The organism is Streptomyces sp. NBC_00258 (assembly GCF_036182465.1).
Classification (GTDB): Bacteria; Actinomycetota; Actinomycetes; order Streptomycetales; family Streptomycetaceae; genus Streptomyces.
This window is the reverse complement of the sequence record NZ_CP108081.1, coordinates 4,754,724-4,768,265: the sequence shown is the minus strand read 5'-3', so window position 1 is coordinate 4,768,265 and position 13,542 is coordinate 4,754,724. Positions and strand designations below refer to the sequence as shown.

The window sequence follows — 13,542 nt, the reverse complement described above, 5'->3', positions numbered from 1 at the left end:
CTCCACTCTCTGAGTGGAGAAGGTTACACAGAGGCACCGATGCGGATCTGTACCTGACCGCTTGGGGGGATCAGACCATGCCATTCCCGGATGAACAAGAGGACGAACTGTTACGGCAGTGGGACGAGCCGGAGGCTGGGGAGAGCGACCGAACGTCACGGTTGGAGATCGCGCGGAGAATCGCGCAGGAAGCCCTGGACGCTGAACGTCACGTGCTGGAGCTCAGCGCGGCGACGGCGTTCCGGGACTTCGGCCACGTCCGGCCCGTCTGACGGATCGCGCGATCCTGGCGGTTCTCCCCGGTGGTGCAACGGCCCAGCGGTCAAGGTCTCGGAGATACGGGGGCCACAATGCGTCCTGTCGACTTACCTGTTGCTTCACATGCCGTACCGCATGACTCCTTCTTCCGCGTTGTCACCGCGGCTTCTTTCACTCGCAAGGGCATCGTTGATCTCGCTGCCGGACGGTGCGCGGCCGTTCGCGTGCCGGATTTCGTGCCGGGGGAAGCGTGCGCGGAGGTCTTGCATGCCCTGGAGCGCGCCCCGTTCGATGCATACGGCAGGCAACGGGTTCAGCCTCCTGTGATGCGGTTCGGTGTCGGCGTCAGCGACCACCGCACGAAGGAAGGCGGGGTCTCTGACGGCTACTGGTCTGCCGTCGAGGCCGGAGGCCATGCCTGGCAGGGCCTCGGACTCCCGTACGACCCTTTCGCGAAGTGCCGTGAGTCGTTGGCCGTGGACTGGCCGGGGAGGGTTTCGGTGGGGCGCCGCGGCGGCCGGGAGATGGCGCCCGGAGTGGCCCGCGAGCCCAACTACGGTTTCCGGATCCACTTCGACGACTCCTTGCGTGAGTTCGAGGGCGATCTGCTGGACGCCCCACTGGTGGCGCAGTTCGCGTTCAATCTCTACCTCAGCGTGCCAGACACCGGGGGAGAGACCGTCATCTGGCGGCACCGCTGGCATCCACGTGACGAGACGTTCCGACTGCCGCAGTCCTATGGCTATGCCGAGGAAGTGGTGGGAGACGCCGAGTCGGTCGAGATCCAGCCCCGCGTCGCAGATGCGTTGCTGCTCGACCCGCGCAACTTCCACGCAGTGCGAGCGGGCCAGGGCGCGCGGCGCATTGCACTGGGGTTTTCGATGGGGCTCACCGCGACCGGTGAGCTGCTCACCTGGGGGTGAGCCGAACAGAGCGCAATAGGAGGGTGGCTGCGGAAAACCGGGCGCAACGGACGCTTTGACGAGCTGTTCGGCTCTCGCTACGGTCACCCGATGCAGGTATTGCGATACGCAGCGTTCACAGCCGACCCGGTCGGCGGCAATCCCGCGGGGGTGGTGCTCGACGCCACTGGCGTCGACGACGTGACCATGCAGGCGACGGCCGCGGAGATCGGCTACTCCGAGACCGCGTTTCTGGTGCCGTTGGAGGAGCAGGGCACGGGCGCTTTCGCCATCCGCTACTTCAGCCCGCGCGCGGAGGTGTCGTTCTGCGGACATGCCACGATCGCCACGGCTGTTGCCCACGCCGAACGCCACGGTGTCGGAGCGTTGCGGCTGCTTACCCAAGCCGGCCCGGTCACCGTCACCACCAGGACCAGCGAGGACGGTCCGGTCGTCGCCACCTTGGTGAGCGTCGCACCGAGTTCGGTGCCGATTCCCGACCTTGTACTGGCCGAGTTGCTCGCCGCTCTCCGCTGGTCGGGCGGCGAACTCGCTTCCACGCTGCCCCCGCGCGCCGCGTATGCCGGCGCCTGGCACCCGGTCATCGCCGCTGCCAGCCGCGAACGGCTCGCCGATCTGGACTACGACTTCACGGCCCTCGCCGACCTGATGGCCCGCGAGGGCTGGGCCACCGTTGACCTTGTCCACCGGGAGTCCCCGACCGTGTATCACGCGCGCAACCCCTTCCCGCCTGGCGGAGTCGTCGAGGACCCCGCAACAGGAGCGGCGGCCGCCGCCTTCGGCGGATACCTGCGGGAGCTAGGTCTGGTAACCCCACCGACCAGCTTGACGGTTCATCAGGGGCGAGACATGGGACGGCCCAGCAGCATCACGGTATCGGTGCCGGAGGAGCCGGGCAGCGGTATCGCGGTCTCGGGAAGCGCCGTGCAACTCTAGGCGGGTGCTGCCGCCGTCAGGCGGTCACCTCGACGATGATCTCGATTTCGACAGGCGAGCCGAGCGGCAGTTCGGCGGCCCCGAGGGCGCTCCGCGCATGCCGTCCGGCGTCCCCGAAGACGGAGAGCAAGAGGTCGCTCGCTCCGTCGACCACCCCCGGCTGGCCTGTGAAGCCCGCGGCGGAAGCGACGTAACCTGTCACCTTCACCACCCGTACGACGCAGTCCAGATCCACGACCGAGTCGACGGCGGCGAGCGCGGCAAGAGCGCACAGCCTGCTCAGTTCCTTCGCGTACTCCGGTGTGACATCGACACCCACTCTGCCGGTGGTGACGAGTTCGCCGTTTTCCATGGGGACCTGGCCCGCGACAAACACATGGCTCCCGCTGCGAAGTGCGGGGATGTACGCACCTTTGGGCGGGCTGACATCGGGAAGTTCGAGGCCAAGTTCGCGCAGTCGGATACGAGGGCCTGCAGTCGACGGCATGAGCCGATGCTATGCCGGGAACCACGCCCAGCAGGGACGAGTTGTCGAATGCGCCCCCTCATGCGCTGCGATGTCAAGAGTGCGCGGGGCACGGGCGGAATGCAGCTACGACAGTGCTGGGGCACCGACGGCCCGGTGCTCGGAGTGGGACATCAGAGCACGGCCCGAACAGGTTCGTGGGTTTACCCGAACGGCACACGACGCGGGGACGTCGCCCTGCTCGGACTCGACGAACCCGCGCCGCGCGACGGGCCCTGGCACAGGTCTCCAGAGCCCGCGCATGGCCGCCTGGCCAGCTGTCTCGGTCCCGTTGCTGGATCCCCGCTGGATGGGGTAATGAGCGCAGCGGTTTTCGCAGGTGATTGCACTGCGGTCAATATTCCGGTTCAACGTGTGAGCGGATGATTCGGCGGGTCGGTCGAGTGGCTGGAGACCCAGCCCTTCGGCCGCCATGACCACGACGCCCTGGTACGCGACATGCTCGCCGTCCCCGGAACCACCTCGGACACCCCACTGGTCGCGGTCTCCCGCTGTGAGGTGTCCGATGGTCTGCCGCTCACTGCGCACTGGGGCCGGAGGACCTCGTACGGGCGTGGCGGCCCCGGTAGTTGCGGAGGCCGAGGCCTCCGGTGCGCAGGACGTGGAGTACTAGCGCGGCGGGACCGGCCGGTCGTAGATGTTCTTCGGGGTCACGATTTCGGTGATCTTCTGGGCGAGGACCGAGGACGGCTCCTTGCCCTCGTAGGAGATGTCGGTGTTGAGGAGGACCACCAGGGTGGCCTTCTTCGACGGGAGGTAGACGGTCACGCTCTCGTAGCCGGGGATGGAGCCGTTGTGGCCGATCCAGCCGTCGGACTCGAAGATGCCGAGGCCGTAGTTCGTGCCGGGGTAGCCGGTCGGCAGCGTCTTGAGCCGTTCCCGCTGGGTCTGCGGGCTGAGCAGTGTCCCGGTGGCGACGATCTTGGCCCAGCGGCGCAGGTCGTGCAGGTTCGAGATCATCGCCCCGGCCGCCCAGCCCCAGCTGGGGTTCCAGTCCGTGGCGTCCTCGACGTCGCCGCTGAGCGTCTGGTTGGTGTAGCCGCGCGGGTGCGGCTCGGGGAACTCGGCGTCCAGGGGGAACAGCGTGTGGCGCAGGTGGGCCGGGCGGAGCACCCGCTTGTCGATGAAGTCGACGAGGTTGTGCCCGCTGACCTTCTCGATCACCAGGCCGAGGAGGACGAGGTTGCTGTTGGAGTACTGGAACTGCTTCCCCGGCTTGAAGGTGTTCTTGTGCTTGAAGCCGTACGCGAGCACCTCACGCGGGGTGAACGAGCGAGTCGGGTCGCTCAGCAGATCGTGCTCGAAGTCCGCGTCGGCGCTGTACGGGAACAGGCCGCTGCGCATCTCGGCGAGATGACGCAGTGTGATCCGCTTGCCGCCCGGCACGCCATGGATGTACTTGGAGATCGGGTCGTCCAGGCGGATCCGTCCGTCGTCGACGAGCTTGAGCAGCGCGGTGACGGTGAAGGTCTTGGTCTCGCTGCCGATCCGCATGAACGGGTCGGTGGTCATCGGCCTGCCGGTGGCGGTGTCGGCGACCCCGGTCGCGCGTACGTAGCTTCCCTTGCCCGGCATCCACAGTCCGACGATGACGCCGGGGATGTCGGCCTCCCGGCGGACGTCCGCGATGGCCTTGTCCAGCCGGGCGGTCAACTTGCGACCGAGTCCGTCCGGCGGACACTCGTGCTTGTCGTGCCGGCCGACGCCGTGCGGGTCCACGCAGTGGCGGTTGCCGTCGTGCCGGCCGACGCCCGCGGCGTGGACCGTCGTGGCGGGAATCGCTGTCATCGGCGCCAGCACCGACGCCACGAGGAGCGCTGCGGTGAACAGCCGTCGGGAGGGGGTACGTCGCATGTCGGGGCGCCTCTTCCAGGTCAGGGGCTCGGACGGCAACGTCACCATCCGGACCCCGGGCGGAGGTCCCCGTCCGGTAATCGTTCCGGCGAGTCCACTCGTTCGGAGCCACCCCGGTTTCCGATGAGCCCCGGCACGGCGTCCTGCGGGCCTCAGACGGGGCCGGTCGGATCAGGGGCCGGCCCCCTTCGTGACGGTGAGGGCGAGGGTGCGGGAGAGGGTGTGGGCCGGCGTGGAGCAGGTGTCACCGGGGGAGTGGACGGCGGAGGGGCCGACTCGGCGAGAATGTGGAGGATGGCTCTTCGGACCGCCGCGATCCTGGGGTCGCGGCGGTATCCGTTGTGCCGCTCCAGGGGCCAGAAGACGGGCTGGGCACGGGTGCGGGCATGCGACCGCCCGGTGTCGGGGTCCATCGGCGCCACCCCGTCCTTCCACTCCTGGTCCACGCCGCCGACGCCGGTCGGGCCGGCCAGCAGGTCGGTCTCGCGGTGGATGTTGACCCACGTCCTGAGCAGGCGAGTCCTGTCCGGGGCGCTGTCGTCCACGTCGCGGACCAGGGCGTCGAGGGATTCGGCCGTGACATAGCCGGGGTAGTGGCGTGCGAACACCGCGCCGATCGGGCTTCCCGTCGTCAACAGGCCGATACGCGGACGCAGTTCGGGCGGAATCTGCCACAACGCGGCCACGGCGATCACCGACCCCATGGACTGCGCGTGCAGCAGTATCCGTGTACGGCTGTCGGAGTCGAGCAGATGCTCGATGCGGTGCACGAGTTCGGGCACGGTCCGTACGGTCCAGGCCGCCGGGGCGAAAGGGTGCGCGGCGCGCGGCCAGAACACGCCGAAGGCCCAGGCGATGCCCGTGTTCCTGCGCATCTCGGGACGGAGCGCGACGGCCCGTACCGCGAGCACCGCGACCGCCACGAGGGCGATCAGGGCGAGGGCGCCGAGGGTGGTCAGCTGCTTGACCGTGTCGTTCGTGGTCCGGCGGACGCTCGTCGTCAGGGAACCGTCGCCCACCCAGTTCGCCAGGTACAGGGTGAGGACCAGGGCCACGATGAGGGAGGCCAGCGCTGCGAGGCCCTGGTCGTACCAGTTCAGGCCGTCCTCTCCCACGTTCCGCGCCCAGTTGATCTCACTGCGGTGTCTCCTGTCCTCCTTCTCCTCCCCCGGATGTGCGGCGGCCGCCGTCCTGCGCTTCCACAGTTTCCACAGGGCGTTGGCCCCGGCCGCGAGCCCGCCCAGCACCACCACCAGCGGGAAGGCCGCGGCGATCACCCGCACCGCCCTGGGGAGTTCGGTGGCGTACAGGTCGCCGTCCGGGGTGAGCCAGCCCTGCGCCCACAGGGAGAACGCCGCCGTGTAGAGCCACCCGATGAAGCAGGCAATCACGGCGACCACGGGCCCCAGCAGTCCGTACAGGGACGTCCTTCCGGCGCGGTCGCGGTTCCTGAGGCACATCACGAGACAGGCGACGATCATCAGCAGCACGCCGACGCCCTGGGCGATCACGACGTCGTTGGCCTCCTCGCCCATTCCCGGCAGCATCCGGGAACTTCCGCGCGCCGCGAGCCAGTCCCGCTCGGGGAGCGCGCAGTAGAGCATGGCGGAGGCCGTCACCCCGAGACACACGCCGAGGGTGGTGCGCCGGTGATTGGGCAGCCACCGCCTCGACCACGCCACACTTCTGAACCAGGGCCCGTCGGCGACCATCAGCGCCGCCAGCACCAGAATCAGCACGAACAGCACCAGGCCGACGACCGTGCCGTCCCGGCGCAGGTCGTACTGGAGCCCCGGCACGATCACCAGCATCGCGACGGTGAGCAGTCCCGCACACCGATGCTGTGAAGTGAGACCCTCGGCACGCCAGTTGTACTCCCAGAAACCGCGCACCTCCAGCGGCCGCCGCACCTTGCCGGACCCCCGGGCCTGCCGCTTGTCCTCCTGTTCCAGGCGCCGGTACTCCCCGTCCTCCACGGTCTTCAGGACCGGCCGGTACTCCTTCTTGGCGTCCCGCGCGCTGAACGCCATCACCGCTCCGACGAGCAGCGGCACCACGGCCGCGAGTGTCAGCCCGAGTCCGGTGCCCACGTCGCGTGCGGCCCCGACCAACGGGTTCTCCGCGCCGCAGGCGGAGTGCGCGGGTGCCCCGCACTGCCACACGACCTGGTCCATGGCGGCCTGCCCGAACACGCCCACCAGCATCACCGTCAGCGACAGTCCGAGCAGCCGGGCCCCGAAGTCGTACAGCCAGCCCGACACCCTGCTGTGCCGCGGAAGCCTGGGCTGCATCCACGTCACCAGGTTGATCAGCAGAAAGGGCAGGAGGAGCAACCACATCGCCCGGCCCGCGCCGCCGATCGTGAGCCGGTTCCAGTCGTAGACCTGCCGTTCGACGAGCGGCTCGGTGTCGTCCTCTTCCATCGCTCCGTACCAGCCGGCGGCCTCGTCCCCGCTGATCCGGTGGACGACCGGCGGCTCCAGCGCCTCCGCGCGGTCCACCGGACCGATGCCGGGCACGACCAGCTCGACCAGGCGGGTCTCCCCGGCCTGTGATCCGTTGTCCATGGCAGATCACAGTGAGGGCCATGGGTGCCCGATCACAATGCGTAAAAAGTTCGAGACCGAGAGTGGTCACCGTGATTCCGCTTTGCGGCCCGCCGGGAAGCGATCGGCGGCGGCCCGTCCCCCTGCTTCGCCCGGCCATGGGGTGGGAACCGCGCCGAGCCTTCCGTACGTTGAGGAGTACACGAGGCAAGCCAGGAGGTTCTCATGGCGTACGGGCCGTACGGCGTGGCTGTTCCCGCGCCGGCGTCGCGCGGTGAGCGGGTCAAGTACGCGGCCCTGCTGACGGGCGGCTGGGTCGCCCTGCTGTGGGTGCTGGAAGCCATCGACGTGGCGACCGGCCACGCCCTGGACACGTTCGGCATCACCCCGCGCGAGTTCGGCGAGCTGCGGGACATCGTGCCCGCCGCCTTCGTGCACTTCGGCTGGGACCATCTCGTGGCGAACAGCGTGCCGCTGCTGCTCCTCGGCTTCCTCGCCGCGCTGTCCGGGATCCGCCGCTTCCTCGCCGTCGTCACCGTGACGATCCTCGTCAGCGGCCTGGGCGTCTGGCTCACCGCGTCCGAACACTCCATAACCGCGGGCGCGTCCGGTGTCGTCTTCGGTCTCTTCGGCTATCTGCTGGTCCGCGGCTTCGTGGACCGCCGGATCGGTGACGTGGTCATAGGGCTCATCGTCGGCGCGGTCTACGGCTCGATCCTGTGGGGCGTACTGCCGACGACGGCCGGAGTCAGCTGGCAGGGGCATCTCTTCGGCCTCATCGGCGGGGTGGCCTCGGCGTTCGTGTTCCGACGGCCACGCGAGGCGCGCCTCTAGCCGACGTGCTTCGGCGGACCCGCCGGTCGGCCCGTCCGGCGTCCGGCGCGACTGTCGGTCCCCCGTGGAAGGATGTCCGCTCATCGGGCGTACGGCACACGAGGGGCGTCATGGCGGAGGGCGAGGGGGCGGTCGACAGCCCCGTACCGGTGGGGCGGAAGACCCGTACGGTCGTCGGGCGGGGCGAGCGGCTGCGCGGGCTCGCGCGAGGAGTGCTCGACGATCACGCGCGGGCCGTCGACCAGGTGCGTACGGCCCTCGCGCCGGTCCTCGCCGAACTGGTCGCCCAGGAGCTGGAGGGCATCCCGGTCTCACGCCTGAAGGACGTCACCGAGGGACGGCTCAGGCTCGGGGCCCTCGAGGCGGCGGGGCTCGGATCGGTGCGCGCAGTGTTTGACGCGAGCCGGTACGAGCTGCGGCAGATACCGGGGGTCGGAGCACAGACCGCCGACCAGGCGCTCGCCGCCGCCCGGCAGATCGCCCGCGCGGTCGAGGAGACCGTGTCCGTACGGATCGACGTCGACCACCCCGAACCGCGGACCACCGCCCTCGTCATCGCGCTGCGCCGGCTGGTCGAGGCCGGACCCGAGCTGCGCCGGGCCGTGGACGCCGCCACAGAGCTCGACCGCAGGTTCAAGACGCTTCTCCCGGCGGCCCGTCCCGCCACCGGGCGGCTGCGCATGGCCCTCACGGGCAGGGCCAGACGTGAGAGCGCCCTCGCCGCCGTCGCGGAACTCCGCGCGCTGACGGGCGACGCCGTCGCCAAGGGCGTACCGATGCTGCTCACGCAGGCGTCCACCGACCTGCTGCGGGAGTCCGCGTCCGACGCCGAGGCGTGGGTGGACTTCGAGCTGAGGTCCCCGGAGTACTACAGCCAGCTCGCCGAGATCGCCGGGAGCGCGCCCGACGTCGAGGCCGCCGAGGGGTTCCTGCCGGCCGAGGTCGCGGACCGGGTGCACGCGCAGGGGCTCGACGACACGCACCGACGGGTCTCGCTCCGCGGGTACCAGTCCTTCGGCGCGCGGTTCGCGCTCGCCCAGCGCCGGGTGGTCCTCGGCGACGAGATGGGGCTCGGCAAGACCGTCCAGGCCATCGCCGTGCTCGCGCATCTCGCCGCCGACGGACACAGACACTTCCTGGTGGTGTGCCCGGCGAGCGTACTGATCAACTGGACGCGCGAGATCCGCTCCCGCAGCACCCTGCGTGCGGTGCCCGTGCACGGACCCGGCCGGCAGGACGCGTACGCCGAGTGGCGTGAGCGTGGCGGCGTCGCGGTCACCACCTTCGACGTGCTGCACAGCCTGCCTGACCCGGCGAAGGCCGCTAAGGGTTCGAAGGGACCGGCCGACGCCCCCGCCGCGCTCGTCGTCGACGAGGCCCACTACGTCAAGAACCCCGACGCCCGTCGATCCCGGGCCGTCGCGCGATGGACCGACCGGTGCGAGCGCGTCCTGTTCCTCACGGGCACGCCGATGGAGAACCGCGTCGAGGAGTTCCGCACCCTCGTCCGCTACCTCCAGCCCGAGCTGGTGCCGAAGATCCAGGGCAGCGACGCGGTCGCGGGCCCGCACACGTTCCGCAGGTCCGTCGCCCCCGCCTATCTGCGGCGCAACCAGCAGGACGTGCTCACCGAACTGCCCGCGCTCGTCCAGGTCGACGAGTGGGAGGAGCTCAGCGCCGCCGACCAGGACGCCTACCGCGAGGCGGTCGCCGCCGGGAACTTCATGGCGATGCGCAGAGCCGCGTACGCGCACGCCGAGAAGTCGGCGAAGCTCCAGCGGCTGCGCGAACTCGTCGCGGAAGCCGCCGTGAACGACCTGAAGGTGGTCGTCTTCTCCTACTTCCGGGACGTCCTCGCCACCGTCCAACAGGCCGTCGGCGAAGGCGCGTTGGGGCCGCTGGCGGGCGGTGTGCCCGCCGGCCGGCGACAGCAGCTCGTCGACGAGTTCACGGCGGCGTCCGGGCACGCCGTGCTGCTCTGCCAGATCGAGGCCGGCGGTGTCGGCCTCAACCTCCAGGCCGCTTCCGTCGTGATCCTCTGCGAGCCGCAGGTCAAGCCGACCCTGGAGCACCAGGCCGTCGCCCGCGCCCACCGCATGGGGCAGGTCCGCTCGGTCCAGGTGCACCGGCTCCTCGCCACGGACAGCGTGGACGACCGGCTGCTGCGGATCCTGGAGAGCAAGACCCGCCTCTTCGACGCGTACGCCCGCCGCAGTGACGTCGCCGAGGCGACGCCGGATGCGGTCGATGTGTCGGACGGCACGATTGCTCGGCGGATTGTGGAGGAGGAACAGCAGAGGCTGGCTGCGGGGTGAGGAGGGGGCCGGTGGAGGTTGTGCTTCGGGTGCGGGCCGGTGGGGGCTGGTCGCGCAGTTCCCCGCGCCCCTAAAAAGCAGGGGCTACCGCCCCCCTAAAGACGAAAGACAGGGGCGCGGGGAACTGCGCGACCAGCCCCCATCCACCCGCACCCGAGCCGCAACCCGAAGCCCTACAAATGCGCGAGCCCCGTTTTCAGGCCCGCCCCGCACAGGGGCACGACAGCAGTGCGCGCCCCCAGCGCCCCCTCCCGTACCGCCGCCCAGCACGCCACCCCCGTCGACTCGACGTACAGACCCTGCGAGGCCAGGTCGCTCTGGGCGTGGCGGAGTTGGTCCTCCGTCACGGTGAGGAAGGTGCCGCCGGACTCCCGGACCGCGCGCAGGATCTGGCGGGCCCGGGGCGGGCGGGGGATCGCGATGCCCTCGGCGAACGTGGGGGCCGCCGGGGTGACTCCGACCAGGTCGTCGGCGCCCTCGTGCCAGGCGTGGGCGAGCGGGGCGACGGCGGCGGACTGGACCGCGTACAGGGCGGGCCGGCGGTCGATCATTCCCGCCGCGTGCAGCTCGGCGATCGCGAGGGACGCGCCGAGCAGGAGCGTGCCGTTGCCGACGGGGACGACGATCACCTCGGGGAGCCGGCCGCCGAGGTCCTCCCACAGCTCATGGACGTACGTCTTCGTGCCGTGCAGGAAGTAGGGGTTGAAGACGTGCGAGGCGTAGAACGTGCCCTCCTCGTCCGCGGCCTCCCGGGCCGCACGCGCGGCCGCCTCCCGGTCGCCCGGGACGACTTCGAGGCGGGCCCCGTGCGCCCCGATCTGCTCCAGCTTCTTCGCGGACGTGCCGTCGGGGACGTAGACCGTGCAGGGCAGCTGGGCCCTGGCGCAGTACGCGGCGACCGCCGTGCCCGCGTTGCCGCTGCTGTCCGCGACGACCCGGCCCGGTCGCAGCCGCAGGGCCAGTTCGGCGAGCAGGACGGCCCCGCGGTCCTTGAAGGAGAGCGTCGGCATCAGGAAGTCCAGCTTGGCCGAAACGCCGTCCTTGAGCGGGACCAGCGGGGTGCGGCCCTCGCCGAGCGACACCGAGGGGGACGACAGGGGCAGGCACTCCGCGTAACGCCAGAGGGAATTCACCCTGCCCGCAAGGGACTTGAGGGAGGCGGGCGTGGGCGCGAAGTCCAGGTCGAGGGGGCCGCGGCAGACCGGACAGCACCACGCGAGCGAGTCCATGGGGACGCGCGTGCCGTCCACCGGGCAGAAACAATCCGGCAAGGGAGTCATGTCGGCAGGTTAGATGCACCGATTGGTGACGGAGTGTCATGACTGGCATATGGCACCTGCGTTACGTCCGTGCAGGGCTCTTGTGCAATTCCTGGGGAAGCCTCAATCTTTCGGCTGAGCGCAGGGACGAAGTGGCCAGTTCTTGACATGCCCCTGTCGTCTTCGTGTGCGTACGACCGCACCACCCCCCACCACCAGCGCACCACCGATTGAGGAGGATCCTCAGATGGCAGTGATGCGTCATGCCCGGCGAAGACTCGCCGGAATCACCCGTATCTCCGGTATCGCGGGCATCGGTACGGCGGCCCTCGTCGCCGGTCTCGTCTCCGCCCTCCCGGCGCAGGCCGCCGCGGGCCCCGAAGGCCGGATCCAGTACGCCGGCGCGCCCGGCACGATCGCGAACAGCTACATCGTGACGCTCCACCCGGACGCCGCGAAGTCCGGCTCGGCCGAGGGCAGGGCCCTCGCGAAGGAGTACGGCGCCACGATCGAGCGTACGTACAAGAAGGCGCTGAACGGTTACGCCGTAGAGGCCACCGAGGCAGAGGCGAAGAGGTTCGCCGCCGACCCGGCCGTCGCCTCCGTCGTCCAGAACCGCCTCTTCTCCATCGAGACGACCCAGCCCAACCCGCCCTCCTGGGGCCTCGACCGCATCGACCAGGCGGCCCTCCCGCTCAACCAGAGCTACACCTACGACGACACCGCCGGTGAGGGCGTCACCGCCTACGTCATCGACACCGGTGTCCGCATCACACACACCGACTTCGGCGGCCGGGCCTCCTACGGCTACGACGCCGTCGACAACGACAACACCGCCCAGGACGGCCACGGCCACGGCACGCACGTCGCGGGCACGGTCGCCGGCACGGCCTACGGCGTCGCCAAGAAGGCGAAGGTCGTCGGCGTCCGCGTCCTCAACAACTCGGGCTCCGGCACCACCGCCCAGGTCGTCGCGGGCATCGACTGGGTGACGACCAACGCCGTCAAGCCGGCCGTAGCCAACATGAGCCTGGGCGGGACCGTCGACACCGCGATCGACACCGCCGTACGCAACTCCATCGCCTCCGGTGTCACCTACGCCGTCGCGGCCGGCAACGAGACGACCAACGCCTCGACCCGCTCGCCCGCCCGCGTCACCGAGGCCATCACCGTGGGCGCCACCACCAGCACCGACGCCAAGGCCAGTTACTCCAACTACGGCACGGTCCTCGACCTCTTCGCCCCCGGCTCCTCCATCACCTCCGCCTGGGGCACGGGCGACTCCGCGACCAACACCATCTCCGGTACGTCGATGGCGACCCCGCACGTCGCCGGAGCCGCCGCGCTCCATCTGGCCGACAACCCGACCGCGACGCCGGCCGCCGTCCAGACCGCGCTGGTCAACTCCGCCACCACCGGGGTCGTGACCAGTCCCGGTACGGGCTCGCCCAACCGTCTGCTGAACGTCGGCGGCGGTACGACTCCGCCTCCGACGGGTGACCTCTTCGAGAACACCGCGGACTACGCGATCGCTGACAACTCCACCGTGAACTCGCCGGTCACGGTGAGCGGCGTCACCGGCAACGCGCCCGCCGCGCTGAGCGTGCCGGTGAACATCGTCCACACCTACATCGGTGACCTCCGGGTCCAGTTGATCGCTCCCGACGGGACGGCCTACACGCTGAAGGCGTACGGGACCGGTGGCTCGACGGACAACATCAACACCACGTACACGGTGAACGCCTCGTCCGAGGCCGCCAACGGGACGTGGACGCTGCGGGTGAGCGACAACGCTTCGCTCGACACCGGGTACATCAACTCCTGGGGGCTTCAGTTCTGATCCGACTGACGCCTACGGGGCGTCGGCCCTGGCGGTAGCGGCTCGTAGGCAGTCCTTCTCCTCGCCCTCGTGGCACGGCTTCGGGTCCTCGCCCTGGGCTGCCGCGGGGGCGAGGCGCGTTGGGTTCTCGCCCCCGCCGCCCTTACCCGTCCCGTCCCTGGGGGCTGCGCCCCCAGACCCCCCTTGTCGGCCTGAACGGCCTCGTCCTCAAACGCCGGACGGGCTGAAACTCAGCCTCTCCGGCGTTTGAG

At 70.1% G+C, this 13,542-nt stretch carries 10 protein-coding genes; 6 read left to right on the top strand and 4 right to left on the bottom strand.

The window, feature by feature from the left end:
• Nucleotides 1–77: 77 nt before the first annotated feature.
• The 3 genes from OG718_RS21095 to OG718_RS21085 all read left to right on the top strand — a co-directional run bounded on the left by OG718_RS21095 (nucleotide 78) and on the right by OG718_RS21085 (nucleotide 2,117).
• The gene (locus OG718_RS21095; protein WP_328844795.1) at nucleotides 78–272 is read left to right on the top strand and encodes a hypothetical protein; all 195 of its coding nucleotides are present in this window, start codon (nucleotides 78–80) and stop codon (nucleotides 270–272) included.
• Between the two features lie 312 nt (nucleotides 273–584).
• Nucleotides 585–1,181 carry a proline hydroxylase gene (locus OG718_RS21090; RefSeq protein WP_328844794.1) on the top strand — a complete coding sequence of 199 codons (597 nt, stop codon included), beginning with the start codon at nucleotides 585–587 and terminating at the stop codon, nucleotides 1,179–1,181.
• A gap of 90 nt (nucleotides 1,182–1,271) precedes the next feature.
• Entirely contained in the window at nucleotides 1,272–2,117 is an 846-nt protein-coding gene (locus tag OG718_RS21085) for a PhzF family phenazine biosynthesis protein (RefSeq protein ID WP_328844793.1), read from the top strand.
• A gap of 16 nt (nucleotides 2,118–2,133) precedes the next feature.
• Here OG718_RS21085 and OG718_RS21080 read toward each other — a convergent pair whose 3' ends face one another.
• From OG718_RS21080 to OG718_RS21070, 3 genes are all read right to left on the bottom strand, one after another.
• Nucleotides 2,134–2,604 (bottom strand): RidA family protein, encoded by a 471-nt coding sequence (locus tag OG718_RS21080; RefSeq protein ID WP_328844792.1) that lies wholly within the window; start codon nucleotides 2,602–2,604, stop codon nucleotides 2,134–2,136.
• Nucleotides 2,605–3,252: 648 nt separating this feature from the next.
• A complete protein-coding gene (locus OG718_RS21075) occupies nucleotides 3,253–4,497 on the bottom strand; it encodes a serine hydrolase domain-containing protein (protein ID WP_143636657.1) in 1,245 nt (414 codons plus the stop codon).
• 152 nt (nucleotides 4,498–4,649) lie between these two features.
• Nucleotides 4,650–7,064, bottom strand: a complete 2,415-nt coding sequence (locus OG718_RS21070) for a hypothetical protein (RefSeq protein ID WP_143636655.1) — start codon at nucleotides 7,062–7,064, stop codon at nucleotides 4,650–4,652.
• A 204-nt stretch (nucleotides 7,065–7,268) separates the two neighbouring features.
• Between OG718_RS21070 and OG718_RS21065 the strand changes: the two genes are divergently transcribed.
• Together OG718_RS21065 and OG718_RS21060 are read left to right on the top strand one after the other, a co-directional pair.
• Nucleotides 7,269–7,877 (top strand): rhomboid family intramembrane serine protease, encoded by a 609-nt coding sequence (locus tag OG718_RS21065; protein ID WP_328844791.1) that lies wholly within the window; start codon nucleotides 7,269–7,271, stop codon nucleotides 7,875–7,877.
• A gap of 110 nt (nucleotides 7,878–7,987) precedes the next feature.
• The gene (locus OG718_RS21060; RefSeq protein WP_328844790.1) at nucleotides 7,988–10,192 is read left to right on the top strand and encodes a DEAD/DEAH box helicase; all 2,205 of its coding nucleotides are present in this window, start codon (nucleotides 7,988–7,990) and stop codon (nucleotides 10,190–10,192) included.
• Between the two features lie 173 nt (nucleotides 10,193–10,365).
• On the opposite strand, the gene OG718_RS21055 is transcribed toward OG718_RS21060, so the two are convergent.
• On the bottom strand, nucleotides 10,366–11,472 hold the full coding sequence (locus tag OG718_RS21055; RefSeq protein WP_143636651.1) for a threonine synthase: 1,107 nt from the start codon (nucleotides 11,470–11,472) through the stop codon (nucleotides 10,366–10,368).
• 226 nt (nucleotides 11,473–11,698) lie between these two features.
• Here OG718_RS21055 and OG718_RS21050 point away from each other — a divergent pair, with 226 nt between their 5' ends.
• Nucleotides 11,699–13,291 (top strand): S8 family peptidase, encoded by a 1,593-nt coding sequence (locus tag OG718_RS21050; RefSeq protein WP_143636649.1) that lies wholly within the window; start codon nucleotides 11,699–11,701, stop codon nucleotides 13,289–13,291.
• Nucleotides 13,292–13,542: the final 251 nt, after the last annotated feature.